At 68.1% G+C, this 24639-nt stretch carries 24 protein-coding genes and 1 pseudogene; 15 read left to right on the plus strand and 10 right to left on the minus strand.

Annotated elements, in window-relative coordinates; translation table 11 throughout:
- Nucleotides 1-24: 24 nt before the first annotated feature.
- Nucleotides 25-1209, minus strand: coding sequence for a low temperature requirement protein A (locus tag ACFY1J_RS25030; protein WP_390732029.1), 1185 nt, complete (start codon nucleotides 1207-1209; stop codon nucleotides 25-27).
- Here ACFY1J_RS25030 and ACFY1J_RS25035 point away from each other — a divergent pair.
- The 8 genes from ACFY1J_RS25035 (at nucleotide 1128) to ACFY1J_RS25070 (ending at nucleotide 8445) form a co-directional block, all read left to right on the plus strand.
- Nucleotides 1128-2810 carry a recombinase family protein gene (locus ACFY1J_RS25035; protein WP_390731964.1) on the plus strand — a complete coding sequence of 561 codons (1683 nt, stop codon included), beginning with the start codon at nucleotides 1128-1130 and terminating at the stop codon, nucleotides 2808-2810. The genes ACFY1J_RS25030 and ACFY1J_RS25035 overlap by 82 nt on opposite strands.
- Before the next feature lie 854 nt (nucleotides 2811-3664).
- Nucleotides 3665-4099: a hypothetical protein gene (locus ACFY1J_RS25040; protein WP_390731965.1), complete on the plus strand. Its 435-nt coding sequence runs from the start codon at nucleotides 3665-3667 to the stop codon at nucleotides 4097-4099.
- Nucleotides 4099-5547, plus strand: coding sequence for a phage/plasmid primase, P4 family (locus ACFY1J_RS25045; RefSeq protein WP_390731966.1), 1449 nt, complete (start codon nucleotides 4099-4101; stop codon nucleotides 5545-5547). Before ACFY1J_RS25040 ends, ACFY1J_RS25045 begins: the two co-directional genes overlap by 1 nt.
- 401 nt (nucleotides 5548-5948) lie before the next feature.
- Entirely contained in the window at nucleotides 5949-6131 is a 183-nt protein-coding gene (locus ACFY1J_RS25050; protein WP_390731967.1) for a hypothetical protein, read from the plus strand.
- A 53-nt stretch (nucleotides 6132-6184) separates the two neighbouring features.
- Nucleotides 6185-6397 (plus strand): hypothetical protein, encoded by a 213-nt coding sequence (locus ACFY1J_RS25055; protein ID WP_390731968.1) that lies wholly within the window; start codon nucleotides 6185-6187, stop codon nucleotides 6395-6397.
- A 55-nt stretch (nucleotides 6398-6452) separates the two neighbouring features.
- Nucleotides 6453-7151 carry a hypothetical protein gene (locus ACFY1J_RS25060; protein ID WP_390731969.1) on the plus strand — a complete coding sequence of 233 codons (699 nt, stop codon included), beginning with the start codon at nucleotides 6453-6455 and terminating at the stop codon, nucleotides 7149-7151.
- A complete protein-coding gene (locus ACFY1J_RS25065) occupies nucleotides 7148-7342 on the plus strand; it encodes a hypothetical protein (RefSeq protein ID WP_390731970.1) in 195 nt (64 codons plus the stop codon). Before ACFY1J_RS25060 ends, ACFY1J_RS25065 begins: the two co-directional genes overlap by 4 nt.
- Before the next feature lie 959 nt (nucleotides 7343-8301).
- Nucleotides 8302-8445: a ribbon-helix-helix protein, CopG family gene (locus ACFY1J_RS25070; protein ID WP_390732030.1), complete on the plus strand. Its 144-nt coding sequence runs from the start codon at nucleotides 8302-8304 to the stop codon at nucleotides 8443-8445.
- Nucleotides 8446-8521: 76 nt separating this feature from the next.
- On the opposite strand, the gene ACFY1J_RS25075 is transcribed toward ACFY1J_RS25070, so the two are convergent.
- On the minus strand, nucleotides 8522-9739 hold the full coding sequence (locus ACFY1J_RS25075; RefSeq protein ID WP_390731971.1) for a helix-turn-helix transcriptional regulator: 1218 nt from the start codon (nucleotides 9737-9739) through the stop codon (nucleotides 8522-8524).
- A gap of 648 nt (nucleotides 9740-10387) precedes the next feature.
- Nucleotides 10388-10639, minus strand: a pseudogene (locus ACFY1J_RS25080) (low temperature requirement protein A); the annotation flags it as partial.
- 109 nt (nucleotides 10640-10748) lie between these two features.
- Here ACFY1J_RS25080 and ACFY1J_RS25085 point away from each other — a divergent pair.
- Nucleotides 10749-10925 carry a hypothetical protein gene (locus tag ACFY1J_RS25085; protein ID WP_390731972.1) on the plus strand — a complete coding sequence of 59 codons (177 nt, stop codon included), beginning with the start codon at nucleotides 10749-10751 and terminating at the stop codon, nucleotides 10923-10925.
- Nucleotides 10926-10950: 25 nt separating this feature from the next.
- On the opposite strand, the gene mscL is transcribed toward ACFY1J_RS25085, so the two are convergent.
- From mscL to ACFY1J_RS25115, 6 genes are all read right to left on the minus strand, one after another.
- Nucleotides 10951-11412, minus strand: a complete 462-nt coding sequence (mscL, locus tag ACFY1J_RS25090; RefSeq protein WP_390731973.1) for a large conductance mechanosensitive channel protein MscL — start codon at nucleotides 11410-11412, stop codon at nucleotides 10951-10953.
- A gap of 162 nt (nucleotides 11413-11574) precedes the next feature.
- Entirely contained in the window at nucleotides 11575-12147 is a 573-nt protein-coding gene (locus tag ACFY1J_RS25095) for a hypothetical protein (RefSeq protein WP_390709842.1), read from the minus strand.
- A 132-nt stretch (nucleotides 12148-12279) separates the two neighbouring features.
- Complete coding sequence (locus ACFY1J_RS25100; protein WP_390709843.1) at nucleotides 12280-13113, minus strand: S-methyl-5'-thioadenosine phosphorylase; 834 nt, start codon at nucleotides 13111-13113, stop codon at nucleotides 12280-12282.
- A 100-nt stretch (nucleotides 13114-13213) separates the two neighbouring features.
- Entirely contained in the window at nucleotides 13214-13531 is a 318-nt protein-coding gene (locus tag ACFY1J_RS25105; protein WP_390709844.1) for an FmdB family zinc ribbon protein, read from the minus strand.
- Between the two features lie 67 nt (nucleotides 13532-13598).
- Nucleotides 13599-14891 carry an MFS transporter gene (locus ACFY1J_RS25110; protein ID WP_390709845.1) on the minus strand — a complete coding sequence of 431 codons (1293 nt, stop codon included), beginning with the start codon at nucleotides 14889-14891 and terminating at the stop codon, nucleotides 13599-13601.
- A 293-nt stretch (nucleotides 14892-15184) separates the two neighbouring features.
- Nucleotides 15185-16738 (minus strand): potassium/proton antiporter, encoded by a 1554-nt coding sequence (locus ACFY1J_RS25115; protein WP_390709846.1) that lies wholly within the window; start codon nucleotides 16736-16738, stop codon nucleotides 15185-15187.
- Nucleotides 16739-16964: 226 nt separating this feature from the next.
- On the opposite strand from ACFY1J_RS25115, the gene ACFY1J_RS25120 reads away from it, so the two are divergent.
- Entirely contained in the window at nucleotides 16965-19724 is a 2760-nt protein-coding gene (locus ACFY1J_RS25120; protein WP_390731974.1) for a penicillin acylase family protein, read from the plus strand.
- A 90-nt stretch (nucleotides 19725-19814) separates the two neighbouring features.
- Here the strand turns inward: ACFY1J_RS25120 and ACFY1J_RS25125 are convergent, their stop codons facing one another.
- The gene (locus ACFY1J_RS25125) at nucleotides 19815-20396 is read right to left on the minus strand and encodes a 5-formyltetrahydrofolate cyclo-ligase (protein WP_390709848.1); all 582 of its coding nucleotides are present in this window, start codon (nucleotides 20394-20396) and stop codon (nucleotides 19815-19817) included.
- Nucleotides 20397-20529: 133 nt separating this feature from the next.
- On the opposite strand from ACFY1J_RS25125, the gene galU reads away from it, so the two are divergent.
- From galU to ACFY1J_RS25150, 5 genes are all read left to right on the plus strand, one after another.
- Entirely contained in the window at nucleotides 20530-21441 is a 912-nt protein-coding gene (gene galU, locus ACFY1J_RS25130) for a UTP--glucose-1-phosphate uridylyltransferase GalU (protein ID WP_390709849.1), read from the plus strand.
- On the plus strand, nucleotides 21438-22760 hold the full coding sequence (gene glp, locus ACFY1J_RS25135) for a gephyrin-like molybdotransferase Glp (RefSeq protein WP_390709850.1): 1323 nt from the start codon (nucleotides 21438-21440) through the stop codon (nucleotides 22758-22760). Before galU ends, glp begins: the two co-directional genes overlap by 4 nt.
- Before the next feature lie 114 nt (nucleotides 22761-22874).
- On the plus strand, nucleotides 22875-23387 hold the full coding sequence (gene moaC / locus ACFY1J_RS25140; RefSeq protein ID WP_390709851.1) for a cyclic pyranopterin monophosphate synthase MoaC: 513 nt from the start codon (nucleotides 22875-22877) through the stop codon (nucleotides 23385-23387).
- Nucleotides 23384-23884, plus strand: coding sequence for a molybdenum cofactor biosynthesis protein B (locus ACFY1J_RS25145; protein ID WP_390709852.1), 501 nt, complete (start codon nucleotides 23384-23386; stop codon nucleotides 23882-23884). Before moaC ends, ACFY1J_RS25145 begins: the two co-directional genes overlap by 4 nt.
- Before the next feature lie 20 nt (nucleotides 23885-23904).
- Complete coding sequence (locus tag ACFY1J_RS25150) at nucleotides 23905-24555, plus strand: GNAT family protein (protein ID WP_363302184.1); 651 nt, start codon at nucleotides 23905-23907, stop codon at nucleotides 24553-24555.
- Nucleotides 24556-24639 lie beyond the last annotated feature (84 nt).

Here is a 24639-nt window from a genome sequence, read left to right on the forward strand (position 1 = left end):
CCGGCCCGGGCCGCGCAGGAGGGCTCACGCGGCGGTCGCGGTCGCCTTCGCCCCGCCCTCGCGGGCGCCCGTCCGCGCCGTCAGGATCACCCCCGTCACCACGGCCAGCGCCGACACCAGGCCCGCCGCGAGCACCGCCCAGTCGCCCAGGAAGGTGCAGCAGATCACCAGCAGCGCCGTGACCGGCAGGACCAGCTGCTGGGCTGTGCCGATCTTGAAGTGGCGCGAGTGCAGTGCCCAGACGGTGAGCAGATACAGCGCCGTCGGCAGGGTGACGGCCGCCGAGGCGGACAGGACGGAGATGTGCGCCTTGCCGACCGCCTGCTCGACCGCCACCTCCAGACCGGCGCCGATCGCGGCGGCCGAGGAGAAGATCACGTAGTGGCCGTAGCCCCACAGGAACGACTGCTTGTTGGAGCGCAGATGCCCGTGGATCGGCACCGCGAAATAGATCCACCACGCGGAGAAGACGATCAGCAGACCGCCCGCCGCGATCGGCAGCAGCTCGCCCAGAGCGTCGTGCTCGTCCACGGCCGACTTCACGGCGACCGTGGCCGCGGCGATCGTCTCGCCGAGCACGATGATCGTGAACAGCCCGTACCGTTCGGCGATGTGGTGCGGATGCCAGGACGTGGCGCAGGCCCTCTCCGCGTACACCGGCACGCACAACTCCGCGATCACCATGACCAGGAACAACCAGGGGCGCGCGGGTTCCGGCAGGAGCACCAGGCCGACCCAGCCCACCTGGCACGCCAGGACCCCGCCGGCGTACCGCAGGGCCATGGCTCTCTCCGCGCCCCGGGCCGATCTCGCGGCTCTGAGCCACTGCGTGGCCATCGCCAGCCGCATGATGACGTAGCCGAGGAACACCACCAGGTAGTTGTGGTCCTGGAACGCCCGGGAGACACCGGCGGCCAGGACGAGGACGCCGGCGATCTGGACCAGCGTGACGGCCCGGTACAGCACGTCGTCGTTGTCGTACGCCGAGGCGAACCAGGTGAAGTTCATCCAGGCCCACCCGTGAGTCAAGGGTGCAACACCGCCTTGACCTGCGGGAACGTGCCGACGGGCCCTCCACCCGCTCTGTACCCCGCAGGAGGCGGACACCTGCGAACGAGCGGAGAGACATGGAACGCGACGACCTTCCCACCCTGCGGGCGCTGGGCTTCGATGACGATGAGCTGAGGGCCCTGGGACTCTGGGAGCCAGCCACGGGGGACCCTGCCGACATGGCAGAGGCGTACATCAGGCGCAGCAAGAAGCGCGATGACCTGGCCACGCTCAGGGCACATGTCCGCGACGTCTGCCGTACGGCTACCTCCGAGGGAACGAAGATCCGCCGACTCTGGTTTGAGCAGCGCAGCGCGAGCAAGGCACATGTCCGGCGCGAGGAATTCGAGAAAGCCACCGGCGCCGTTCTCGACGGACGCAGCAAGGCGCTCTACGTCTGGAAGCTGGACCGACTTAGCCGCCGAGGAATGGGCGCCGTTGGTCTCCTGCTGGACGAATTTGAGAAGCGTGCTGCCCGGCTGGTCAGCGTGACTGAGGGGCTGGATAGCTCACAGCGCGGCGCACGAATGGTTATCGCCTTCCTGAGCGAGCGTGCCCGCGAGGAGGCCGCAGATATCGCGCTGCGTACTAAGGCAGGTGGAGACGCGCACAAGGCAGAGGGGCGCTGGCCCGGGGGAGTGGTGCCGTTCGGTCTGCGCTGCCCGCGCGGTAGCGGAAAGCTGGAACACGACCCGGTTGAGTACCCGACGGCCCGCCGTATCGCTGAGGCACTGCTGAACGGGGACACCCCAGCGGCTATCGCCGAGGAACTCAACAGCGAGCGAATCAAGACCCGCAAGGGCAAGCAGTGGCGCGCGCAGACGATCATTCACCTTGCGCAGTCGCCTAGCTGGGCCGGACTCATTCCGGACCGCGAGCGTGCCAAGGATGAGTTCGGTAACCCGCTGGATAAGTGGCACCGGGGCGGTAACCCGCTCATGGGTCCGAATGGTCATCCCATCAAGGCAGGCAAGGGTGTCGTCACGTTCGCAGAGCGGGAACTGATCCTGTCCAAGTTCGCAGCGCGCAGCCGCCCCGGTACAGCGATTGGGGACCGATCGCGCGGTAAGCGCAAGGCAGCAACGATTCTCACGGGTGTTCTGCGCTGCCCCCACTGCAAGGGACCCATGGGGAACGGCGGACGGAACTACCGGTGTCAGGCCAGGATCAACCAGGGCCCGTCCGTGTGTAAGGGAATCGCCACCCTGCGAGAGCGCGCAGACGAAGCGATTGCCGTTCTGTGGGTAAACCACATCCTGAGCCTGTCGCCGGACTCGCCGACGATCCACGCCATTGCCCGGCGCTGGTTGTCGTACAACGACCCTGCCAAGGAAGCACGCAAGCGCGCAGTGTCGGCAGCGCTGGAGAATGCAGCATCCCGAGAGCTGCGGCTGCAAAAAGAGTTTTTCATCGGGGGCGGCATGTCTGAGGCGCAATACGAGATGCTGCGCGCTGATCTCTCGGCGCAGATTGCGGGGCTCAAAGCGGAGCTAGCGGAGTTGTCCCAAGAGGCCGATCTGACGCCACTGATGGACCCCGAGGCACTGACTGACTTGTGGTACTCAGCCGGGATCGAGGGACAGCGCGCGCTACTGCAAGCAGCGGTCAAGAATGTCACGTTGCTGCCGCCGAAATTCAAGGGTGACCGGACCCCGATTCTTGACCGGCTGGACCCGGAATGGCGGGACGCCAGCGAGAACCCCGCTGTGGATGCTGCGTGGAATGCATGGGAGGAGCGCCGTACGGCATTCGCAGTCTGACTCAGCGAAAACGAATGGCACCGGTCCGGCCGAATCTTGGCGGACGCAGACCGGACCGGTGTCCCTACAGAGGGAGGCACCAGGATATGACGCGCGAACAATGGATGGCACAGCAGGAGGCCGAAGAGGCAGCGCTACTGCGAGAGGCAGAGTGGCGCCGGATCGCTCGCAGGCTCGACGCCCTGTATGCAGCTCAGACGGCCGGAGATGACTCGGTCTACACCCGCCAGCGAATAGACCGTCTGGAGCGGCTGCAGGCGGCCCTGTGCGGCTTTGCTGAGGCGTTGGCAGGTTAGGCGACGGTGCACCACCCGCAGCCCCGTTCGGTCCTAGTGATCGGGCGGGGCTTTCTGCTGCCCGCTGTCGAGCGCAGCGCAGGCCCGTCGCCCGTAGGCAGATAGCCGCAGAAAGTGACCCCGGTCACATAGTTACCATTCTGTAATATTTGCAAGTTCCTGACCAGTGGAAACGCCGGGCAGGCCCTTCACTCGATCTATATACAGCGAGAGAGCGAAAAGCGCCTCACACAGATTTCCACCTTGGCCGGTGGAGCAAGGCCTCAGTCATTGCGACTGGGGCCTTTGCTTTGCCCGCTGACTGAAACCAGACATGGAACGGAGACAGCGTGAATGCACGTGAAGTGGAAACGCGGGTCCGATCGCTTGGAGCCCGGCGTAAGGAACTACGCGCCCAACTTGCCAGCGTAGACAGCGAGCTAAAGGCGCTCATGCCCGATGCCCGGAGCGTGGCCCAGATGAGCCAGGAAGCCATCCGAGACGCGTGCGCGCTGGGTGTCCCCACCATTCGCCTCTGGACCCAGGGCGCCTAACCCAACCGGCCAAGGAAGGAACCCCATGGACCTAGACCGCTACCAACCGCGCGTAGCCGCAACGCTGGTCGAGGACTTTTACCCGAACGGCAAGAAGGCTGGCGAGTCCCGCGTAATCACCTGCCCTTACTGCCGGATGCAGCACGCCCACGGCGCCGTACTCGGGCATCGGGCAGCGCACTGCACCGACTACGTGGCTAAGCGAAACCAGGTCGTTGACCCGCGCGATACCCGAGACACCCCCGGATATGTGCTGTGCGATCCGGCTGAGCCCGTGAACTGGCAACTCGAATACGTCTATGGGCAGTTGTACGTACTGCGCAACAAGCATCGGCGCCTGCTCGCTGACTGGCAGCGCATGAGCCCATGGACGGCGCGAGAGAGGCGCGTACAGCAGACCCTACGAGACGAAATTGACGGCATCGCTTCGGTGCTCCGTAAGGCTGGAGTAAGCCTCTGATGGACCTGAACAACGTTGACCTACAGGCAGTGCTAGGCGCCCTACTACAGGCGCAGGGGGATTCCAGCGCTGAGGCCATAGGAACGCAGTCAGACGACGACCTAGCCACTTACGCGCTGGACAGCCGATTTGGTGGCTCGCTGGCCTACAGCCGGTCACGTGGCTGGCACACGTTCCCCGATGCCTCCCACCACTGGCAGGCAGACCCCGAGGGCGACGAAATCACGTCGACCGTACAGACGATGCTGAGGGACCTGCGTAAGGCTGAGAGGGATCAGCGGAAGGCGCAGTACCTAGGTTCCCGCCAGCGGCGAGACAACGTCGTAGACATGCTCAAGGGCCTCCCCGAAGTGCGATACGGCGGAGAGTGGGACCGTGACCCGTATCTACTCGCTGCACCTAACGGAGTGGTCAACCTGCGCACGGGTGAGCTGCGCGACGGGGAACCCAATCAGCGGATCACGCGCGCCGTGACAGTCGACTACGACCCTGCGGCGCAGTGCCCCCGGTGGGAACGGTTCATCGCTGAAATCTTCGCCCACGACCCGGAGTTGCCCGCCTATGTTCAGCGCCTCTTGGGCTACGGCATAACGGGTAGCACGAAAGAGCAGTGTTTCGCTGTGCTCTACGGCGCAGGATCTAACGGTAAGTCGACGCTACTAACTACGCTGCGGGAACTACTCGGCGACCACGCTGCCACTGTGCCGTTCGACATGTTCACCACCAGCGGGAAAGCGCGCGGAGGACCCGAGGCCGAAATGCTGGTCGGCGCACGGCTAGCACTGGCCAGCGAGACGAACCGATCGGCCGTACTCGACTCCGCTGCAATCAAGAACGCGACAGGCGGGGAAGAGATCACGGTCAATCCCAAGTACCGCAAGCCGTACGCATTCAAGCCGCAAGCGCTGATCCTGCTTGCCAGCAACTACAAGCCGGTGGTCCGTGAGCAGGACAACGGCACTTGGCGCCGGATCAAACTGATTCCGTTTCTTCAGCGGTTCGAGGGTGACGCAAAGGATCTGGACCTTGAGGACACGCTACGCAGCGAACGGGCGGGCATTCTCTCCTGGCTTGTCCGGGGCGCAGTCGACTGGTTCGAGAACGGCCTAGACGACCCTGCCAGCGTGCGTGAGGCAATCGCCGAGTACCGCGAGGAATCCGATTCCCTCGCAGGGTTCATGCCCGGTGTGCTGGTGACCGTTCCGGGGTGCTGGCTTTCCAATGCTGCTGTCTGGACAGCGTACGAGCAGTGGGCAAAGGACAACGGTGAAGAGTCCTTCCAGCGGTCCAGCACGCTGAACAAGGCGCTGATGGAACGCAGCAAGGGTGAGATCAGCGCACAGAAGAAGAACGGCACCCGTGGCCTGCTCGGGATCGCGCTCGCTGACGACCTATCACGCGAGGAACTGCGGAAGCACGCGCCCGGGATATTCGGCGTGGACAGCTAGCCGACCCTGTATGGACAGCTGGGTTTGAGTAGCTGTCCACGGAAACCAGCAGCTCAGAGGGTGTTTGTGGACGGCTGGACAGCTGTGGACAGGTGTTTCAGGAAATGGAATCCACCAGTGCTAATAGCATACGGACTTTTGCCCAAGTGCCTGTCCTAGCTGTCCTACCCGTCCACTACACCCGCTGACCAGCGCAAACACCGTGGACAGGTGCTGCCCCTGCCTTGGACGGCTGAGGTGCCCTGTCCACGCACACGCAAACGATCACCCCTCGCCGGCTTCGGCATCCTGCCTGTTCAGCGCGCTGCCCATCGTTCCCGCATGGCTTCCCAGGCGCACACGTACCCGGCTACGCCCTGCCCGATTGGAAGGAAGAGATGACTACTCCCACACCTACCGCAATGCCCGGCGCGAAGATATCGGCTGCTGCCCGTGAACGCGCTGCCCTGTCCGCCCTGGTTATCAGCCTCGCTGAAGCGCTGGAGTCCGCCGACGAGATAGACCTTGACGCCGTCGAGGTGCTCACCGGCCTGCTCGCACAGTTCGTGGCGCTGATCAATACCCAGCGCGAGCGCCGCGCGTGAGTCTGCCGACACTTACGCCCGACGGCCCCGCTATGAGCGCCCTATTCGACGCTGTGGCCATCGCTGAGCCCGATGGTCTGGAACTGCCCGGGGATGTTCTCTGGGCATTCACGCAGGCCGCAAAGGCTCACGGCGTATATCTGCCGAATCGTACGGTGCGCGCCTATCTGCGTTCCCGTGGCATCCACGAGCGCCGGATTCCTGAGTTGGACCGCCGCTATTACGCCGGGATCGCCCTGCGTGATGGCTACGTAAACACCCACTGATCCCGGGGCACCTACCAATCTTGGTACGTGATCCCTTCCCCTGAAACGGAGTTACATGATGGACACCACAAGCCTGCCTGCGGGCATCACTATTCCGGCTGCTGTCGTCAAGGCTCAGGCCGCCCGAGACGCTGCCTGGGACCGTTACGGCGACGCTCAGATTGAGTACGCCGATGCCCTCGATGACGGCTATCTGGCTCGCGCTCAGGCCCGTGATGCGGCTGCCGCCCGCGCTGCTGTGCTGGCCGGTAAGCCGCTCCCCAAGGGCGAGTCCGAGGTAACCCGCGTAACTGCCGTGCGCGGTACGGCCATTGGCGTTATTGAGGCGCTGGAAGCCCAGATTCGGGCCGCTGACGCTGCCGTCCATCGCGCCTGGGCCGAGAGTCTGCCCGAGGTGCGCGGCCAGGTCGTAGCGGCGCTCAAGGCCAGCGAGGAGGCCTGCCACGAGACCGAGGCTGCCTACCGCCGTGCCCGGGGCAACTTCCGCACGGCCGTGTCTGCGCTGGCTGCTGTTGATCACATGCAGCGTGGCCGCACGGGCAACCCTCCTGGCTTCACCAGCACCCCGGACCGTGACCAGTCCCTTGTGTCCCTGGGGCGTGACTGGCTGCTGAGTAACGCCGTGTCGGTCGAGCCTGGTGACGTCATCAAGGTCCGCATTCCTGCCGTGAACGCGGGCGGGTACATCACTCGCGAACTACCGGCCGAGACCGCCGAGAAGCTGATCAGCGCCGGTGTGGCTGAACGCGCGTGAGACTGCGAGTCGCGCTCGGCCGCTACCTGTCCTACGGCGGACAGCAGTACCAGCAAGGCGACGAGTTCGAGGTAGCCGACGAGAGCGCCGCTCAGTGGCTCCGTACGGGCCTGGTGCCGCCCGCTGATGGCGACTGGCCAGACGGCATCCACTCGACGCCTGAGACTGCGCGCGAGTCATTCGGTCATTAGTTTCGCGCTCTTTTTCACATTCAGTGACCACACCCCTGGGGGGTAACCCCATAACCCCCCGGGGGCCCTGAACGCGGGGGAGGGCGCTGCCTAGTGCGCTCGGGGAAAAATACGCGCCGTGTTCAAAACCCTCTTGCTCATAACACAACGCTACCGATAGGGGGTCACACACAGTGGCCAATACCGATAACCTCCGCCGTGGCCGATCACGCCCCGGAATTGCCCGCACAACTCTACCCGCCGAGTGCGAGTTTCCCGTGCCTCTGCCGCCCGAGCGTGCAGCGGAATGGACTGACGGAATGCTCGCCCGCTGGTCGTCTCTGTGGAAGGGGCCCAGCGCGAACCTATGGGATGACGCCTGCATTGGCATGGTCGCTCTGCTAGTCGAGTTGGAATCCCTGGGAACCAACGTGAATGCCGCTCAACTCACCGAGGTTCGCCGTATATCCGAGACTCTGCTATTGACTCCTGGCTCGCTGTCTGCCGCAGGCTACGCGCTACCCGGGTGGCCGGAGTGAGTGTGCGCCGACGGGCGGTAGCTGCGAGAAACGTTGAGCCTCAACTCACCGAAAGGCGCCCTAAGTCCGGCACCTGGAATGAGCGCGACGTATCCGGCTGGACTATTTGTGCTGTGCACGACTACGGCGTGATGCCGGGCGGTACCTGCCTGCTGTGTCGCCTCGAAGAGGAGGGGGTGAATCTGCCATGGGTCGTCAAGTGACGCTGAGGCTCGATGACTCGCAGGCTGAGTCTCTGGCCAGACTCACCCACGGCGGGCGCAGCGCGAATGACGTTCTCCGCAGTGCGCTGACTCACTACGAGACTCTCTGTCGTGATGCTGCCGCCCTGCGCGCTGTAGGCGCCCCTGGTGGCCTGATTCAGATTCAGGTCGAGATTCGCCCGGAGGGCTTCTCATTCACCCCGCTGAGGCCCCTTGCGGGCAGGGAGGAGCGCCCGTGATGATTCGCCGCATTCGAGTCCGCCTCTGGGAGTCGGAGTTCGAGACTCTTGCCCGGCTTGCTAAAGAGTCAGGGCGAACCTTCAACGACGTGATGCGTGATGCGCTGCGCGAGCATGCAGCAAAGGCGCCTGAGTCGCGCTAAGAGCGCGTGGTGACACGAAACGGCCCCTAGGTCTCTGGGAGATTCCCGGAGCTTCCTAGGGGCCGTTCTGGCGTTTCTAGGCTGCCTGGTGCTCTGCTAGCAGCGCTGCGACTTCCGGCACTTCCGCGTACTCCTGCAAGCGTCCGAGGATGACGCGCACGCGTTCCGCGACTCTTTCTGACGGTGTATCAGATCCTAGGGAGATGACTCGCTCGGCCACTGCTGCGGCCTCTTCAGGCTCGCCCCCGTCGGCCAGTGCTACAGCGAGCCAAGAGAGGTACAGCGCCATTTCCCGCGTGTGTGTGGCGTCATAGCCGCTGAGCACTTCACGGAGCAATGGCACGGCGCGCAGGGGTCGGCGCAGCTCTGTGTAAACCCGACTCTCCATAACCCGCAGTTCCCCGGCGTCGACCCAATACAGGTAGGCCGGAGATTCGACTCCCTCGCTGTCCTCGCTGAGCGCTTGCCCGGCTTCCCCCAGCGCGCGCATGGCTTGCTGCCCGTTGGCTACGCCCCTGGCTTTCGTGTGTGCCCATGCCACGCGATCGAGATAGAGCGCACGAGCCTTTGGCGGAGCATCGGCCCCAGCGTCATTGAGCGCCGCTTGTGCCAGCGTCAGTCCCTCGGATTCCCGCCCGGTGTTGCTGAATTGGTAGGCCAGTGATCCGGCGACATTCCCCGCAAGCGTGTAGTCCTCCGCCTGCCTCGCTGCGCTGATTCCTAGCCGGTAGATGCGCTCAGCTTCCGCATGCTGCCCGGCGTCTGAAGTGATCCATCCGGCAATCTGGGCCAACTCGCCAATCTGCCGCAGCAATTGGCGCCCTACCTCGCCGCTATGGCTGTTTTCCCGGTACAGGTTCACAGCGCGCCGTAAATCCCGCAGCGCAGGGCGGATTAGGTCACCCCCGGCTAGGACGTCATCGGCGAGCCTGAGCCCGTGAACGCGCTGCTGTAGGTCGTCCACTGTGCCCATTCCGATACGGCGCCCTGAGCGCCCCTCCAGCGGGCTCAGCGGGTCACCCTCGGGCAGGAAGTCAGCGAGGGTTGGCAAGGGTTGCTCAGCCGGTTTCAGGGGCGTGCGGAGCACTTCCACGGATACGCCGAGAGCAGCAGCGAGAAACGGCAGCCATTCACGGGGTGTGCGCTTGCCTGTCTCCCATCGGCTGACTTCCTGCCGCCCCACGGGATCGCCGATCACACCGGCCGCGCGGCAGACCTCACGCGCCAGCCGTGACTGACTCAACCCGCGCTGTTCGCGCAGACGTTTGATGTTGGCCCCGATGCTGCTGCCCATGCCCACAATTCTGGCCGACAGTTGGCCTACAGGGGGCCGCTAGTCGCTGATCACTTCCGCGCGGACGCTGGACCGCATGACTGCGCCGAAGAGATTTCCCACAGCGCCGGATGAGTTGCCGTGGCCGGTTACGCCGGACCCCGAACCTACGGCCGGTTGTGACGTGTGTTTGGCGCTGGATTCGCAGCGCACGGAAGCCAGGATGCGCGGGGATCTCTCAAAGGTCAGTGATCTCAACGTGGAGATTCGCAGGCATGCGCACGGCTCATGAGCGCACCCGCTGACTACCGCCCGAAACCACGTGCCGGACGAACGGGCGGAGAACAGCCCTGGTCGCTGTGGAGGCACGGGAATCTGTGCGGCTGCTGCACCGGGTCCGGCGAAATCTGGTGTGACGGCTGCTGCGGGTTTGGCGGTTGCCAGCGCTGCGGGTGGACCGAGAAACGGCCGTGCCCCGTGTGTGTCGGCGGCAGCGCGGAACCTATCCGCTGGTGAGACTCCGGCCCGCTGAGGACGGCCCAAGCAAGGCTCAGCGAGTCGGCCGCCCCGTCTGTGCGTCCCTCCCCCGAGGCGCATAGGCGGGGTTCCTGCTGTCCGGGCGTAGCCCCTGGTCAGAGGCTCGCGGTAACCTGGTGTTCCCTTGGTTCACGCCCACCAGATGGCGAAGAACACGAACGCGTAGTTCAGGATGCCGTGGCCCGCGTGACCTGCGGCTACGGAGTGCACGAGCTGGACGCCTGCCTGTGCGATGGCCACGACGAAGCACAGGTCGAAGAAGAGCTCGAGCGGCGAGGCGACACGGTGTGCCTCGTCGCGCCCGCGTGCGGTGAGCCGGCGCAGGGGTCCAAGGGGCTGCTGCCCGCCCGGGGAGGAGGTGGGCGCCGAAGCGGAACTCGACATCATGCCTCCCAGCACAGCATGAAAATTCACCGAAATCTTGTGCATGGATTCACAAGCAGACCGGGGGACGAAAGGCGGGGGGAGGGACGCGGGCCCGTACCCTTGAGGCATGAGCAGCGACCCCGCCCCCGAGCCGCGTTCCCCGAAGTCCGCGCTGGTCTTCGACGACCCGCTGAACCAGCAGTCCTCGGACGACACGGACCGCGGCTGGGGCGAGCGCGGGGACGGTGACGGCGCCGCCGACCTGAAGCGGTTCCTCGACGAGAAGCCGCCCCACCACCTCTGAGCCCGCCCCGGCGAGAACTGCGCCGCTACCGTTCGCCGCGGCCCGAGGCGCCGCGCTGTGCGATCAGCTCGTCGCGGATCTGCTGGAGCACCTCCAGCTCCGTCACCTCGATGACCTCCTGTGTGCCTTCCCGGGCCTTGCGGCGGGCCTCCACCCGGGCCAGGTACTTCGCCATCGGCAGCACCATCAGGAAGTAGACCACCGTCGCGGTGATCACAAAGCTGAGCGTGGCACCGAGGACGGAGCCCCACAGCAACTGGATGCCGTGGGTGCCTTGGCACGACGAGCTCAGGCACGAGCGGTAGTTGTCGAGGTTCTGTGTGCCGATCGCGCCGACCAGCGGGTTGATTATGCCCTTCACCAGCGAGTTCACGATGTTCGTGAAGGCCGCGCCGATGACCACCGCGACCGCCAGATCGACGACGTTGCCGCGCATCAGGAAGGCCTTGAAGCCCTCCCATATGCTCGGTTCCTTCTTCTTGCTCACCTCGGGGACTCTCCTCGCGCGCACAGGGTGTGGAACGAAACGCTCCGCAACCTAAGGCACGATGCCGCCATCCTGTCCAGTTCCTTGGCTCGCCTCCTGTCCGGTTCCATGGCTCGGTCCGACGGCGAAAAGGGTTGTCGCCGGGCGGACGGTGGCGGGTGCTCAGCACAGCGTCACCGCCAGCCGGGCGGTCGCGCTCGCGCCGACGAGACGCGCCGCGGTCGAGCGCGGCACCGAGAGCACGACCAGCGCCCCGCTCTCCGCGGCGCCGTCCAGGGGCTCCGGGAGCCTTGTCACCCGCGCACCGCGCGCGATCACCCGGGCATCCCCGCCCGCGGCCGGATCCTCGGCGGCGATCACGTCGACCCGGTCGCCGGGCCGCAGCAGCCGGACGGTGGCGGCATCAGCGATCCGCACGGGCGCGGTGACCACCTCCACCGCACGGTGACGTCGCGCGGGCTCCGCCACCGGATGCCCGCGTGCCCGCTCGCCCGGGTCCTGATCCGTTCCGGCGCGCGGTCCGGCGGCCACGAGCGCTGCCGCGGTGACGGCGAGCCCCGCCGCCACGGCCCGCCGTCGATGCCGCACGAGCCGTTGCAGCCGATACCGCCCGCCGCGCACCCGCACCGGCGCGAAGTGCGGGACCTCGCACGTGGCGGGAGCGTCTGTGCCCAGCGGGCGCGGGGAGGGAAGGGGAGAGGGGAAGCGGGAGGACGGGGACTGAGCGACGGGCACGGGGAACCACCACCTGCGACGAGGAATCGGCTTGCGAAACCACGATGAGGCCTCGCGCCGAAGCTCGCCGGAGCCGGTGGGCTACTGGCGGGTTGTGGACAACTCGCTCACCCGACCGTGGTCAGACCATGGTCACGGCAGCTCGAATCCCGGATTCATCCCGCCGAGCGCGTTCGCGCACAGGCAGTCCCGCGCCGCGTTGTCCGGCAGCGCCGCCACCGCGTCGAACAGGACGCCCCGCATCCGGTCCACGTTGGCCGCGAACACCCGCAGGACCTCCTCGTGCGAGACTCCCTCGCCGGTCTCCGCGCCGGCGTCGAGGTCGGTGACGAGCGTCAAGGACGTGTAGCAGAGCTCCAGTTCACGGGCGAGCGCCGCCTCCGGGTGGCCGGTCATGCCCACCACGGACCAGCCCTGCGCCTGGTGCCAGAGCGATTCGGCGCGGGTGGAGAAGCGCGGCCCCTCGACCACGACCAGCGTGCCGCCGTCCACGGGCTCCCAGTCCCGGCCACGGGCGGCCTTCAGCGCGGCGGCCCGCCCGGTGGGGCAATAGGGGTCGGCCAGCGACACGTGCACCACGTTCGGCACCGTGCCGTCGGCCAGCGGCAGCCCGTCGAAGTACGTCCCCACCCGCGACTTCGTGCGGTCCACCAACTGGTCCGGCACGAGCAGCGTGCCGGGCCCGTACTCGGGGCGCAGACCGCCGACCGCGCAGGGCCCGAGGACCTGGCGGACGCCCAGGGAGCGCAGGGCCCAGAGGTTGGCGCGGTAGTTGATGCGGTGCGGCGGCAGATGGTGTCCGCGTCCGTGCCGGGGCAGAAAGGCGACCCGCCGGCCGGCGATCTCGCCGAGGAAGAGAGAGTCGCTGGGTGCACCGTAGGGGGTGTCCACCTGGACCTCGGTCACCTCGTCGAGGAACGAGTAGAACCCCGATCCGCCGATCACACCGATCTCTGCGTTCGCCATGACGAGCACATTAGCTGGCTGCGCAAAACGCGGGGGAGCCGGTCCCGGGCACCACCGAAACCCTGCCGTCGGGCGACGGCAGGGTCTGCGGGGAGGAGTCTCAGGCGGCGGAGCTGCTGGTGGAGCTCGACGACGGCTTCGGGTCGGACGCCGAGGAGTTCGACGAACTCGTCGAGCCGGTCGAGGCCGACGAGGAGGAGCTCGACGAGGACTTCGACGCCGGGCTGCTGCTCGACGAGGAGCCGCGGCTGTCGTTGCGGTAGAAGCCGGAACCCTTGAAGACGATGCCGACCGCGGAGAACACCTTCTTGAGGCGGCCAGCGCAGTTGGGGCACTCGGTCAGGGCGTCGTCGGTGAACTTCTGCACCGCCTCGAGGCCCTCGCCGCACTCGGTGCACTGGTACTGGTACGTCGGCACTGTCTTCCTCCTGGCACTCTGACTCGATGAGTGCTAACGACGGTCCATAGTGACGTATTCCCGGGGATCAGTCCACCGTCACCGGCACGCGGTGACCGACGCCACGTGCGACGGTGCGGGTCCGCGGCCGGGCGGCCAGCAGCGAGCGCAGCGCCACCAGGGTCGCCAGGGCGAGTACGGTGCCGGCCATCGGAACCAGGAATCCGGCGCCGTCCCAGAGGCGGTCCTCCAGCTGTCCGGCCACGGTGACCGCGGCCGCCTGGCCCAGGGCTACCGCGCCGGTCAGCCAGGTGAAGGCCTCGGTGCGGGCACCGGCCGGGACCAGGCCCTCGACCAGGGTGTAGCCGGTGATCAGGGCGGGGGCGATGCTCATGCCGACCAGGAGGCCGAGGCCCGCGAGGACCAGCGCCGAGTGGGCGGTCCACAGGGCGGAGGCGGTCAGCGCGAGGGCGGTGTAGCCGAGGACGAGGCGCCGCTGCGGGGCGACCTTCCAGGCGATCGCGCCGCATGCGATCCCGGAGAGCATGTTGCCCGCCGCGAAGGTGCCGTACAGGACGCCGTTCAGGCCGGGCTCGCCGATCGACTCGGTGAACGCGGCGAGGCCGACCTGCATGCCGCCGAAGACCGACCCGATGCCCAGGAAGGTCACCACCAGCACCCGCACCCCGGGGACGCGGAGCGCGGAGGTGTGCTTCACGCGCGCGTGCCCTGCGTCGGTCACCGGCGGCTGGGTGCTCTTGCGCGCGGCGAACAGCAGGCCGCCGAACAGGGTCAGCGCGGCCTCCGTGATCAGGCCGGCGGCCGGGTCCACGGCGGTGCACAGCGCGGTCGCCAGCAGCGGGCCGACGACGAAGGTCAGCTCGTCCGTGACGGACTCGAAGGCGGCCGCGGTGGCCATCAGGGGCGAGTCCTGGAGCTTCACGCCCCAGCGGGCGCGCACCATGGGGCCGATCTGCGGCACCGAGGCGCCGGTGGGCACGGCCGCGACGAACAGCGCCCACAGAGGTGCGTGGGCCAGGGCGAGCGCCGTCAGGGTCAGGGCGGACAGCGTGTGCACGAGGATGCCGGGGAGCAGCACGGCGCGCTGGCCGTAGCGGTCGGCGAGACGGCCGCTGTAGGGCGCGAACAGGGCCATGGAGACACCGGTGGCGGCCGCGGCTGCGCCCGCGGCGCCGTAGGACCCGGTGGTGTGCTGCACCAGCAGCACGATGGAGAGGGTGAGCATCGCGAACGGCTGGCGCGCCGCGAAGCCGGGGAGCAGGAACGTCCAGGCGCCGCGGGTGCGCAGCAGCTGTCCGTATCCCGGGCGGGACGGTGCAGCCGAGTTCTTCGACGGCTCGGTGGTGACCGTGGATGCCACGGCCCGTGCCTTTCTGCCGCCTGGTAGCGCGGCCCCTTGTCCGGCTGGTTCGCCGCGCGGGGTGCGCCGAGAGCTGTCCTCTTGCGCGGAACTGCGGTAGATACCGGCGCCCACGTGCAGAGGAGAGCGGTCCGGCCGCCATACGGTCGCGCCAGCTCTGCGTCAGGCAGAGTTGGTTCGATCAGGGTGCCTTCATCGTACAGGGGGCAACTCGCCGTACACCTGTGAAAACGAGCACCATCGGGTGCGTTCACCTGGGATTGGCAGTGGTGTGAACCGTACGAAACATGCCCTTAACGGGAGCCCGCGCCGTTCCGGCCGAGGCCGAGCCATCCGGCCAGCTTGCCGCCCTGGGCGACCGCGCGCAGCCGGCGCTCCGCGGCGTCCCGGACGGGGTCCGTGGCGACCACGAGCAGCTCGTCCCCGTACCGCAGCACCGTCGTCGGCAGGGGCACGAACGACTCTCCCTCGCGGACGACGAGGGTGACGGCCGCCCCGGCGGGCAGCCGCAGCTCGTTGACCTCGACGCCGTTCATCCGCGAGCCCTCGGGGATCGCGACGGAGAGCAGATGCCCGCGCAGCCGCTCCAGGGGCGCCGACTCGATGCCCAGGTCGGCGGCCTCCGGGCCGTCGCCGAGGCGCAGCTTGCCCGCCAGCCAGGGCAGCGTGGGCCCCTGGACGAGGGTGTAGACGACGACCAGCACGAAGACGATGTTGAAGATGCGGTGGCTGGCGTCGACGCCGTTCACCATGGGGATGGTCGCCAGGATGATGGGCACGGCGCCGCGCAGGCCGGCCCACGACATCAGGGTCTGTTCCTGCCACGGCACCCGGAACGGCACCAGGCTCAGCACCACGCTCAGCGGGCGCGCCACCATGGTCAGCGCGAGGCCGATGACGAGGGCGGGCACGATGTCGTCGCCCAGCTCGTGCGGGGTGACCAGCAGGCCGAGCAGGACGAACATGCCGATCTGGGCGATCCAGCCGAGTCCTTCGGCGAAGCCGCGGGTGGCGGGCCAGTGCGGGAGCTTGGCGTTGCCGAGCACCATCGAGGCGAGATAGACCGCGATGAAGCCGCTGCCGTGCGCGAGCGCGCCGCCCGCGTACGCCGTGACCGCGATCGCCATGACGGCGATCGGGTAGAGGCCGGAGGCGGGCAGCGCCACGTGCCGCAGGCCCCAGGAGCCGAGCCAGCCCACGGCGAGTCCGATGGCCATGCCGATGCCCAGCTCCAGCGCTATCTCGCCCAGCAGCACGTACCAGTGCTGGACCGGGCCCGTCTGGGAGAAGGCCACGACCAGGATGACCACGGGGGCGTCGTTGAAACCGGACTCCGCCTCCAGGGTGCCCGTCACGCGCGCGGGGAGGGGAATTCTGCGCAGTACGGAGAAGACCGCCGCCGCGTCCGTCGAGGACACCACCGCCCCGATGATGAGCGCCTGCCGCCACTCCAGCCCGATCAGGTAGTGCGCGCCCGCGGCCGTGACCCCGACACTGATCGCGACCCCGACCAGCGCCAGCGTGGAGGCGGCCGGCAGGACCGGTTCGATCTCCTTCCACTTCGTGGTGAGACCACCCTCGGCCAGGATCACGACCAGGGCCGCGTACCCGATGAGCTGGGTCAGCTCGGCGTTGCTGAACTGGACGTTCCCGATGCCGTCCTGGCCCATGAGAACGCCGATGCCCAGGTAGACGAGCAGGCTGGGGAGCCCGCTGCGCGAGGAGATCCGGACCGCCGCGACCGCGACGAGCAGGACGAGGGAGCAGACGAGCAGGAGCTGGTTGAGGTGGTGGACAGTCAGCGGCGGTTCCCTTCGCTGCCCCGCGCGCGGGGGACACGCGGGCACACGTACACAAGACCCGAGGCTGCGGCACTCCGCACCCAAGTACTTTGTTACCTTACCTAACTCTTGACGTTTTCTTGACGCTCCACGAGGCAAGATCGAACGTCCGTGCGCGCTGGTTCACCGACTCCGCGTCAAGTGGCACGGGGCCCTGCGCCTATGGTTGCTCCAGCGCTCATTCAAAAGGACAGCCCGCCTCGCCGCTCGCGTTAGGACAGCAAGGACAGCGATGCCCCCCAACACCACCGCCTCAACGGGTGACAAGCCCGGCAAGTCCGGCAGGAAGAAGGGGCGCAAAGCCCGACTCATCGTGCTCGTGCTGGTGCTGGCCATCATCGGAGGCGTCGCCTACGGGGCGTACTGGTCCATCAGCACGGTCCGCGCCTCCTTCCCGCAGACCACGGGTTCGATCACGCTCCAGGGCCTCTCGGGTCCCGTCGACGTGAAGCGGGACGGCTACGGCATCCCGCAGATCTACGCCTCGTCCGACGAGGACCTGTTCATGGCGCAGGGCTACGTCCAGGCGCAGGACCGGTTCTACGAGATGGACGTGCGCCGCCACATGACCTCCGGGCGCCTGTCGGAGATGTTCGGCAAGAGCCAGGTCGAGAACGACGAGTTCCTGCGCACCCTGGGCTGGGACAAGATCGCCAAGCAGGAGTACGACTCCAAGCTGTCGGCCGCCACGAAGAAGTACCTCCAGGCGTACGCCAAGGGCGTCAACGCCTATCTGGAGGGCAAGGACGGCAAGGACCTCTCCCTGGAGTACGCCGCCCTCGGGTTCACCAACGACTACAAGCCCGAGCAGTGGACCCCGGTCGACTCGGTCTCCTGGCTGAAGGCGATGGCCTGGGACCTGCGCGGCAACATGAAGGACGAGATCGACCGCGCCCTGATGACCAGCCGCCTCGGCCCCCAGCAGATCGCCGACCTGTACCCCGAGTACCCGTACAGCCGCCACAAGGCGATCGTCCGGACCGGCCAGTACGACGCGGTCACCAAGACGTTCGGGCAGGGCGGCGCCACGAGCGGCACACAGGGCACGACGGGCACCACCGGCACCTCGAACTCGTCGACCGCGGGTTCGGCCCTCACGAGCCAGCTGGCGGGCCTCTACAAGGTCCTGGACGACGTCCCCGCGGCCGTCGGCGTGAACGGCCAGGGCATCGGCTCCAACTCCTGGGTCGTCGCCGGGAACCACACCATCACCGGGCATCCGCTGCTCGCCAACGACCCGCACCTGTCGCCCTCGCTGCCGTCCGTCTGGTACCAGATGGGCCTGCACTGCCGCACGGTCTCCGTCAAGTGCCAGTACGACGTCACCGGCTACACCTTCGCCGGCATGCCGGGCGTCATAATCGGCCACAACGCGGACATCGCGTGGGGCATGACCAACTCCGAGGTCGACGTCACCGACCTCTACCTGGAGAAGCTCAGCGGCGACGGCTACCTGTACGACGGCAAGGTCAAGCCCTTCACCTCCCGCGAGGAGACGATCAAGGTCGCCGGGGGCGAGTCCAAGAAGATCGTCGTCCGCCGCACCGCGGACGGGATGCCGCTGCTGTCCGACCGCGACGACGAGCTCGTCAAGGTCGGCAGGAGGGCCACCGTCGACACCTCCGCTCCCGACCGCGGCGACGGCTACGGCATCGCCCTGAAGTGGACGGCCCTGCAGCCGGGCACCACCATGGACGCCGTCTTCGCCATGGACCGGGCGGGCGACTGGAACGACTTCCGCGCCGCGGCCGCGCTGTTCGACGTGCCCTCGCAGAACCTGATCTACGCCGACAAGGACAACATCGGCTACACCCTGCCCGGAAAGATCCCCACGCGCGCGCAGGGCGACGACGGCTCGATCCCGGCCCCGGGCTGGGACTCCAAGTACCGCTGGACCGGCTACATCAAGCAGGACGAGCTGCCCTACGAGTACAACCCCTCGCGCGGCTACATCGTCACCGCCAACCAGGCCGTAGTCGACAAGGACAAGTACCCCTACACGCTCACCACGGACTGGGGCTACGGCGCCCGCAGCCAGCGGATAACCGATCTGATCGAGTCGAAGATCAAGGGCGACGGCAAGATCTCGACCGACGACATGCGCCAGATGCAGCTGGACAACAGCAGCGAGATCGCCAAGCTGCTCGTGCCCAAACTGCTGAAGATCAACCTCGGCGACAAGGACGTGCGCGACGCCCAGAAGCTGCTGGAGGGCTGGGACTACACCCAGGACGCCGACTCCGCGGCGGCCGCCTACTTCAACGCCGTCTGGCGCAACATCCTCAAGCTCGCCTTCGGCAACAAGATGCCCAAGGAGCTGCGGGTCAAGGGCCAGTGCCTGTGGGTGGACAAGATCGACAACACCGGCCCGGTGGACGACGACACCAAGGTGCGCGAGTGCGGCGAGCGCGACGCCGACCAGGCGCAGCCGGACGGCGGCGACCGCTGGTTCGAGGTGGTCCGCAAGCTCATGGACAAGCCGGACAGCGACTGGTGGAAGGCGCCGGCCGGAGTGGGCGACCGCCCCAAGGCCGACAACCGCGACGAGCTGTTCAAGCGCGCCCTGATCGACGCCCGCTGGGAGCTGACCGCCAAGCTCGGCAAGGACATCGACACCTGGAGCTGGGGCCGGCTGCACCGCCTGTTCCTGAAGAACCAGACCCTGGGCACCGAGGGCCCGGGCGTCCTGCAGTACGTCCTCAACCGCGGCCCCTGGAGGCTCAGCGGCGGCGAGGCGACGGTCAACGCGTCCGGCTGGAACGCGGCCGGCGGCTACGGCGTCGTGTGGGTGCCGTCGATGCGGATGGTGGTCAACCTCGCCGATCTCGACAAGTCCAAGTGGATCAACCTGACTGGGGCCTCCGGGCACGCCTACAGCGCCCACTACACCGACCAGACCGGCAAGTGGGCCAAGGGCGAGCTGCTGCCGTGGTCGTTCTCGGCGAAGGCGGTCGACGGCAGCACGAGCGACACGCTCGTCCTCAAGCCGTGAGCCGCTGACCGCACGTCCCCGAAGTGGCCCTCCACGCACGCGTGGAGGGCCACTTCGCATCGGGGGGACCACCCGGGGAGGGGCGAGAGGTCAGGCGGCCTTGAAGCGGCGCAGGCCCGACGGGGTCACCACCGCGTCCACCGGCCGGTCGTGCGGTTCCTCGGGGACGCTCTCGACGACCTCCGAGTCGTACAGGAGCACCACGAGCGCGGGGTGCGCGTCCGCCCGCTCCAGCCGGGCCAGTACGCGGTCGTACGACCCTCCGCCGCGTCCCAGGCGCATCCCGCGCGCGTCCACCGCGAGCCCGGGCAGCAGGACGACGTCGGCGGACGTCACGGCGTCCGGGCCCAGGCGTTCGCCGGCAGGCTCGAAGAGCGCCATCTTTCCGCCGTGTTGGACACGCGCGAGGGAGCCCTCCCCGGCGTACGCGCCCCAGTCCAGGTCGTTGTCCGGCAGCAGCGCCGGGAGGAGCACGCGCACGCCGCGCGCGTGCAGCGCGTCCAGCAGCGCGAGCGTGCCGGGTTCGCTCTCCACGGAGACGTACGCCGCCACCGTGCGCGCACGCCTCAGCTCGGGCAGCTCCAGCGCGCGCTCGGCCAGCGCCGTGCCCGCCTCCCTGACGACATCCGCCGTCAACCTGTTCCTCACCGCGAGGAACTCTCGCCGCAACATTCGCTTGTCAGGATCCACCGCACGTCCGACGTGTTCCACTGGTCGCTCTTGCACCCTTCCTAATGTGCTCATATGAGAGCTAATTAACCGGACCCGCGGATTCCCCGCAAAGCCACCGGATAAGGTTGCGGTCATGACTCAGTCGCACCCCAGGATCAGCAAGGCTGTCATTCCCGCAGCAGGCCTCGGCACCCGGTTCCTGCCGGCCACCAAAGCCACTCCCAAGGAGATGCTGCCGGTCGTGGACAAGCCCGCGATCCAGTACGTGGTCGAGGAGGCCGTGTCGGCGGGGCTCGACGACGTGCTCATGATCACCGGACGCAACAAGCGCCCCCTCGAGGACCACTTCGACCGCAACTACGAGCTCGAGTCGGCCCTGGAGAAGAAGGGCGACGCCGAGCGGCTCGCCAAGGTCCAGGAGTCCAGCGACCTCGCCACCATGCACTATGTGCGCCAGGGCGACCCGAGGGGCCTCGGCCACGCCGTCCTGTGCGCCGCCCCGCACGTCGGGCACGAGCCCTTCGCCGTCCTGCTCGGCGACGACCTGATCGACCCGCGCGACCCCCTGCTCCAGCGCATGATCGAGGTCCAGGAGCAGCACGGCGGCAGCGTCATCGCGCTCATGGAGGTCGCGCCCGAGCAGATCCACCTCTACGGCTGCGCGGCCGTGGAGAGCACCACCGACGGCGATGTGGTCAAGGTGACCGGCCTGGTCGAGAAGCCGGACCCGGCGGACGCCCCGTCGAACTACGCCGTCATCGGCCGCTACGTCCTCGACCCGCACGTCTTCGAGATACTGCGTCAGACCGAGCCCGGGCGCGGCGGAGAGATCCAGCTCACCGACGCTCTCCAGCAGCTCGCGCAGGACGAGAAGGTCGGCGGCCCCGTGCACGGCGTCGTCTTCAAGGGCCGCCGCTATGACACCGGCGACCGTGGCGACTATCTGCGTGCCATTGTCAGACTCGCATGCGAACGTGAAGACCTGGGCCCGGACTTCCGGACCTGGCTTCGCAGTTACGTAGCCGAGGAGATGCAGCAACGTTGAGCAGCGCCGCGACCCGCCCCGTCGGCCAGGACCACCTGTGGTCGGTGGACGAGCACCTGGAGGACATCCTCGCCACCGTCCGCCCCCTGGACCCCATCGAGCTGCAACTGCTCGACGCCCAGGGCTGCATCCTGGTCGACGACGTCACGGTGCCGGTCTCGCTGCCACCGTTCGACAACAGCTCCATGGACGGGTACGCGGTGCGGGTCGCGGACATCGCGGGCGCGAGCGAGGAGTTCCCCGCCGTCCTGGAGGTCGTCGGGGACGTCGCGGCGGGCGCCGCCCATCTGGCCCGGGTCGGCCCGGGCCAGGCGGCCCGCATCATGACCGGCGCCCCGCTGCCGCCCGGCGCGGAGGCCGTCGTCCCCGTGGAGTGGACCGACGGAGGCCTCGGAGAGGGGCCCGTGAGCGGAATGCCCGCCCGCAGCCTGGCCCCCGAGGGTGCCACCGGGCATGTGAACGTGTACCGGCCGGCCGAGGCACGCGCGCATGTGCGCGCGGTGGGCAGCGACGTGAGGGCCGGCGACCGCGCCCTGGAGGCGGGTACGGTCCTCGGCCCGCCGCAGATCGCGCTGCTCGCCGCGATCGGGCGCGGCACGGTGCGCGTGCGCCCGCGGCCGCGCGTGGTCGTGGTGTCCACCGGCAGCGAGCTGGTCCAGCCCGGCGAGGAGCTGGGCAGCGGCCAGATCTACGACTCCAACAGCTTCGCCCTGACCGCCGCCGCCCGGGACGCGGGCGCGATCGCCTACCGGGTGGGCGCCGTCGTCGACGACGCCGAGACGCTGCGGTCCACCATCGAGGACCAGCTCATCCGCGCCGACCTGCTGGTCACCACCGGCGGGGTGAGCGTCGGGGCGTACGACGTGGTCAAGGAGGCGCTGTCGCACGTCGGCGACGAGGACGAGGCGGGCGGCGGCGTCGAGTTCCGCAAGCTCGCCATGCAGCCGGGCAAGCCCCAGGGCTTCGGCTCCATCGGCCCCGACCACACCCCCCTGCTCGCCCTGCCGGGCAACCCCGTGTCGTCGTACGTCTCCTTCGAGCTGTTCGTCCGCCCCGCCATCCGTGCCCTGATGGGCCTTGCGGACCTCCACCGGCCGACGACCCGGGCGACCCTGAAGGCGGACCGGGCGCTGAGCTCGCCGAAGGGGCGCAGACAGTTCGTGCGGGCGACCCATACCGAGGGCGAGGCCACGCCCGTGGGCGGTGCCGGATCCCATCTGGTCGCGGCCCTGGCCCACGCCGACGCGCTGATCGTCGTACCCGAGGACGTCGAATCCGTCGAACCCGGCACGGAGGTCGAGGTCGTCCTGCTGGGCTGAGCCCGGTCCCGGGGGTCCCGCACCGGTGCGCACGCCGACTTGGCGGTAGCGTGTCGCGCACAACAGGCCCGTGCGCCGCACCGCGACGGGCCCGGACCGGGAGCGCCACACACCATGACTGTGCCTTCCCGGGGGGAGACCCCCGGACCCCCTGTGCAGGACCGACTCACGCACATCGACGAGGCGGGCGCGGCCCGCATGGTCGACGTGTCCGGGAAGGACGTGACCGCGCGCACCGCCCGTGCCAGCGGCCGTGTCCTCGTCTCGCCCCGCGTGGTCGAGCTGCTGCGCGGCGAAGGGGTTCCCAAGGGAGACGCGCTCGCCACCGCGCGCATCGCCGGGATCATGGGCGCCAAGCGCACCCCGGACCTGATCCCCCTGTGCCACCCGTTGTCGGTCTCCGGTGTGAAACTGGAGCTGTCGGTCGCGGACGACGCCGTCGAGATCCGGGCCACCGTGAAGACCACGGACCGCACGGGCGTCGAGATGGAGGCCCTCACCGCAGTGTCGGTCGCCGCGCTCACCGTGATCGACATGGTCAAGGCCGTCGACAAGGGAGCGGTCATCACGGACGTACGGGTGGAGGAGAAGACGGGCGGCAAGTCGGGCGATTGGAGCCGGGCATGACATACCGGGCCCTTGTGGTCACCGCCTCCAACAGGGCTGCCGTCGGGGTCTACGAGGACCGGGGCGGTCCGCTGATCGCCGAGGGCCTCGCCGGTTTCGGCTTCGCCGTGGACGGTCCGCGGGTCGTCCCCGACGGCGACCCCGTGGAGGCGGCCCTGCGCGCCGGTGTCGAGGCGGAGTACGACGCCATCGTCACCACCGGCGGCACCGGCGTCTCGCCGACCGACCGCACGCCCGAGGCGACGCGCAGAGTGATCGACTACGAGGTGCCGGGCATCGCGGAGGCCGTCCGGGCGTTCGGAATGCGGAAGGTGCCGACCGCGGCGCTGTCCCGGGGCCTGGCCGGAGTGGCGGGGCGGACGCTGATCGTCAATCTGCCGGGCTCCACCGGCGGGGTGAAGGACGGCCTGGCCGTCCTGGAGTCCCTGCTGGTCCACGCCGTGGACCAGATCCGCGGCGGCGACCACCCCAGACCCGGACATGGGGGTGCGAGCTGAACAGCCCATCCTGGCCCGTCGTGCTGGCGGACGGCGACATCGTCCTCCGGCCGATAAAGCTGCGCGACCAGCGGGCCTGGCGCGAGGTGAACCGGCGCAACCGGGACTGGCTGCGCCCCTGGGAGGCGACCATTCCGCCGCCCACGCCCAGCGGGCCGATAGCGCACCGTCCGACCTACCGGCAGATGGTCCGGCATCTGCGCTCCGAGGCGAACTCGGGCCGGATGCTGCCGTTCGTCATCGAATACCAGGGGCGGCTGGTCGGACAGTTGACGGTCGCCGGGATCACCTGGGGCTCGATGTGCTCGGGGCATGTCGGCTACTGGGTCGACGAGGCGGTGGCCGGCCGGGGGGTGATGCCGACGGCCGTGGCGCTCGTGGTGGACCACTGTTTCCGCGCCGTTGGTCTGCACCGCATCGAGGTCTGCATTCGCCCCGAGAACCGGCCCAGCCGCCGGGTCGTGGAGAAACTCGGATTCCGCGAGGAGGGCCTGCGCCCGCGTTATCTCCACATCGACGGAGCCTGGCGCGACCACCTCGTCTTCGCGCTCACCGCGGAAGAGGTGCCCGAAGGGTTGCTGAGCCGCTGGCAGCGGGCACGCTCTCAGGGAAGGTCGAACAGCGGGAGTGCGCCGCGGAATCCGCAGAACACCCCCGGCAATCCCGCATAGCCCGGGAAATTGAATATTTGTTCGAAATTGATCGGTCGATGACCGTCTCGGAGTATTGAATTCACGGCTCCGACGGCCTACTGA

It is taken from the genome of Streptomyces sp. NPDC001406, from assembly GCF_042895285.1.
Lineage (GTDB): Bacteria > Actinomycetota > Actinomycetes > Streptomycetales > Streptomycetaceae > Streptomyces.

Excerpts from the sequence above, each read along its gene's own strand:
- ACFY1J_RS25035 (WP_390731964.1), top strand. The coding sequence starts at position 1,128 with ATGGAACGCGACGACCTTCCCACCCTGCGGGCGCTGGGCTTCGATGAC.
- ACFY1J_RS25040 (WP_390731965.1), top strand. The coding sequence starts at position 3,665 with ATGGACCTAGACCGCTACCAACCGCGCGTAGCCGCAACGCTGGTCGAG.
- ACFY1J_RS25045 (WP_390731966.1), top strand. The coding sequence starts at position 4,099 with ATGGACCTGAACAACGTTGACCTACAGGCAGTGCTAGGCGCCCTACTA.
- ACFY1J_RS25050 (WP_390731967.1), top strand. The coding sequence starts at position 5,949 with ATGCCCGGCGCGAAGATATCGGCTGCTGCCCGTGAACGCGCTGCCCTG.
- ACFY1J_RS25060 (WP_390731969.1), top strand. The coding sequence starts at position 6,453 with ATGATGGACACCACAAGCCTGCCTGCGGGCATCACTATTCCGGCTGCT.
- ACFY1J_RS25070 (WP_390732030.1), top strand. The coding sequence starts at position 8,302 with ATGATTCGCCGCATTCGAGTCCGCCTCTGGGAGTCGGAGTTCGAGACT.
- ACFY1J_RS25075 (WP_390731971.1), bottom strand. The coding sequence starts at position 9,739 with ATGGGCAGCAGCATCGGGGCCAACATCAAACGTCTGCGCGAACAGCGC.
- ACFY1J_RS25085 (WP_390731972.1), top strand. The coding sequence starts at position 10,749 with ATGAGCAGCGACCCCGCCCCCGAGCCGCGTTCCCCGAAGTCCGCGCTG.
- ACFY1J_RS25100 (WP_390709843.1), bottom strand. The coding sequence starts at position 13,113 with ATGGCGAACGCAGAGATCGGTGTGATCGGCGGATCGGGGTTCTACTCG.
- ACFY1J_RS25120 (WP_390731974.1), top strand. The coding sequence starts at position 16,965 with ATGCCCCCCAACACCACCGCCTCAACGGGTGACAAGCCCGGCAAGTCC.
- ACFY1J_RS25125 (WP_390709848.1), bottom strand. The coding sequence starts at position 20,396 with ATGTTGCGGCGAGAGTTCCTCGCGGTGAGGAACAGGTTGACGGCGGAT.
- galU (WP_390709849.1), top strand. The coding sequence starts at position 20,530 with ATGACTCAGTCGCACCCCAGGATCAGCAAGGCTGTCATTCCCGCAGCA.
- moaC (WP_390709851.1), top strand. The coding sequence starts at position 22,875 with ATGACTGTGCCTTCCCGGGGGGAGACCCCCGGACCCCCTGTGCAGGAC.
- ACFY1J_RS25145 (WP_390709852.1), top strand. The coding sequence starts at position 23,384 with ATGACATACCGGGCCCTTGTGGTCACCGCCTCCAACAGGGCTGCCGTC.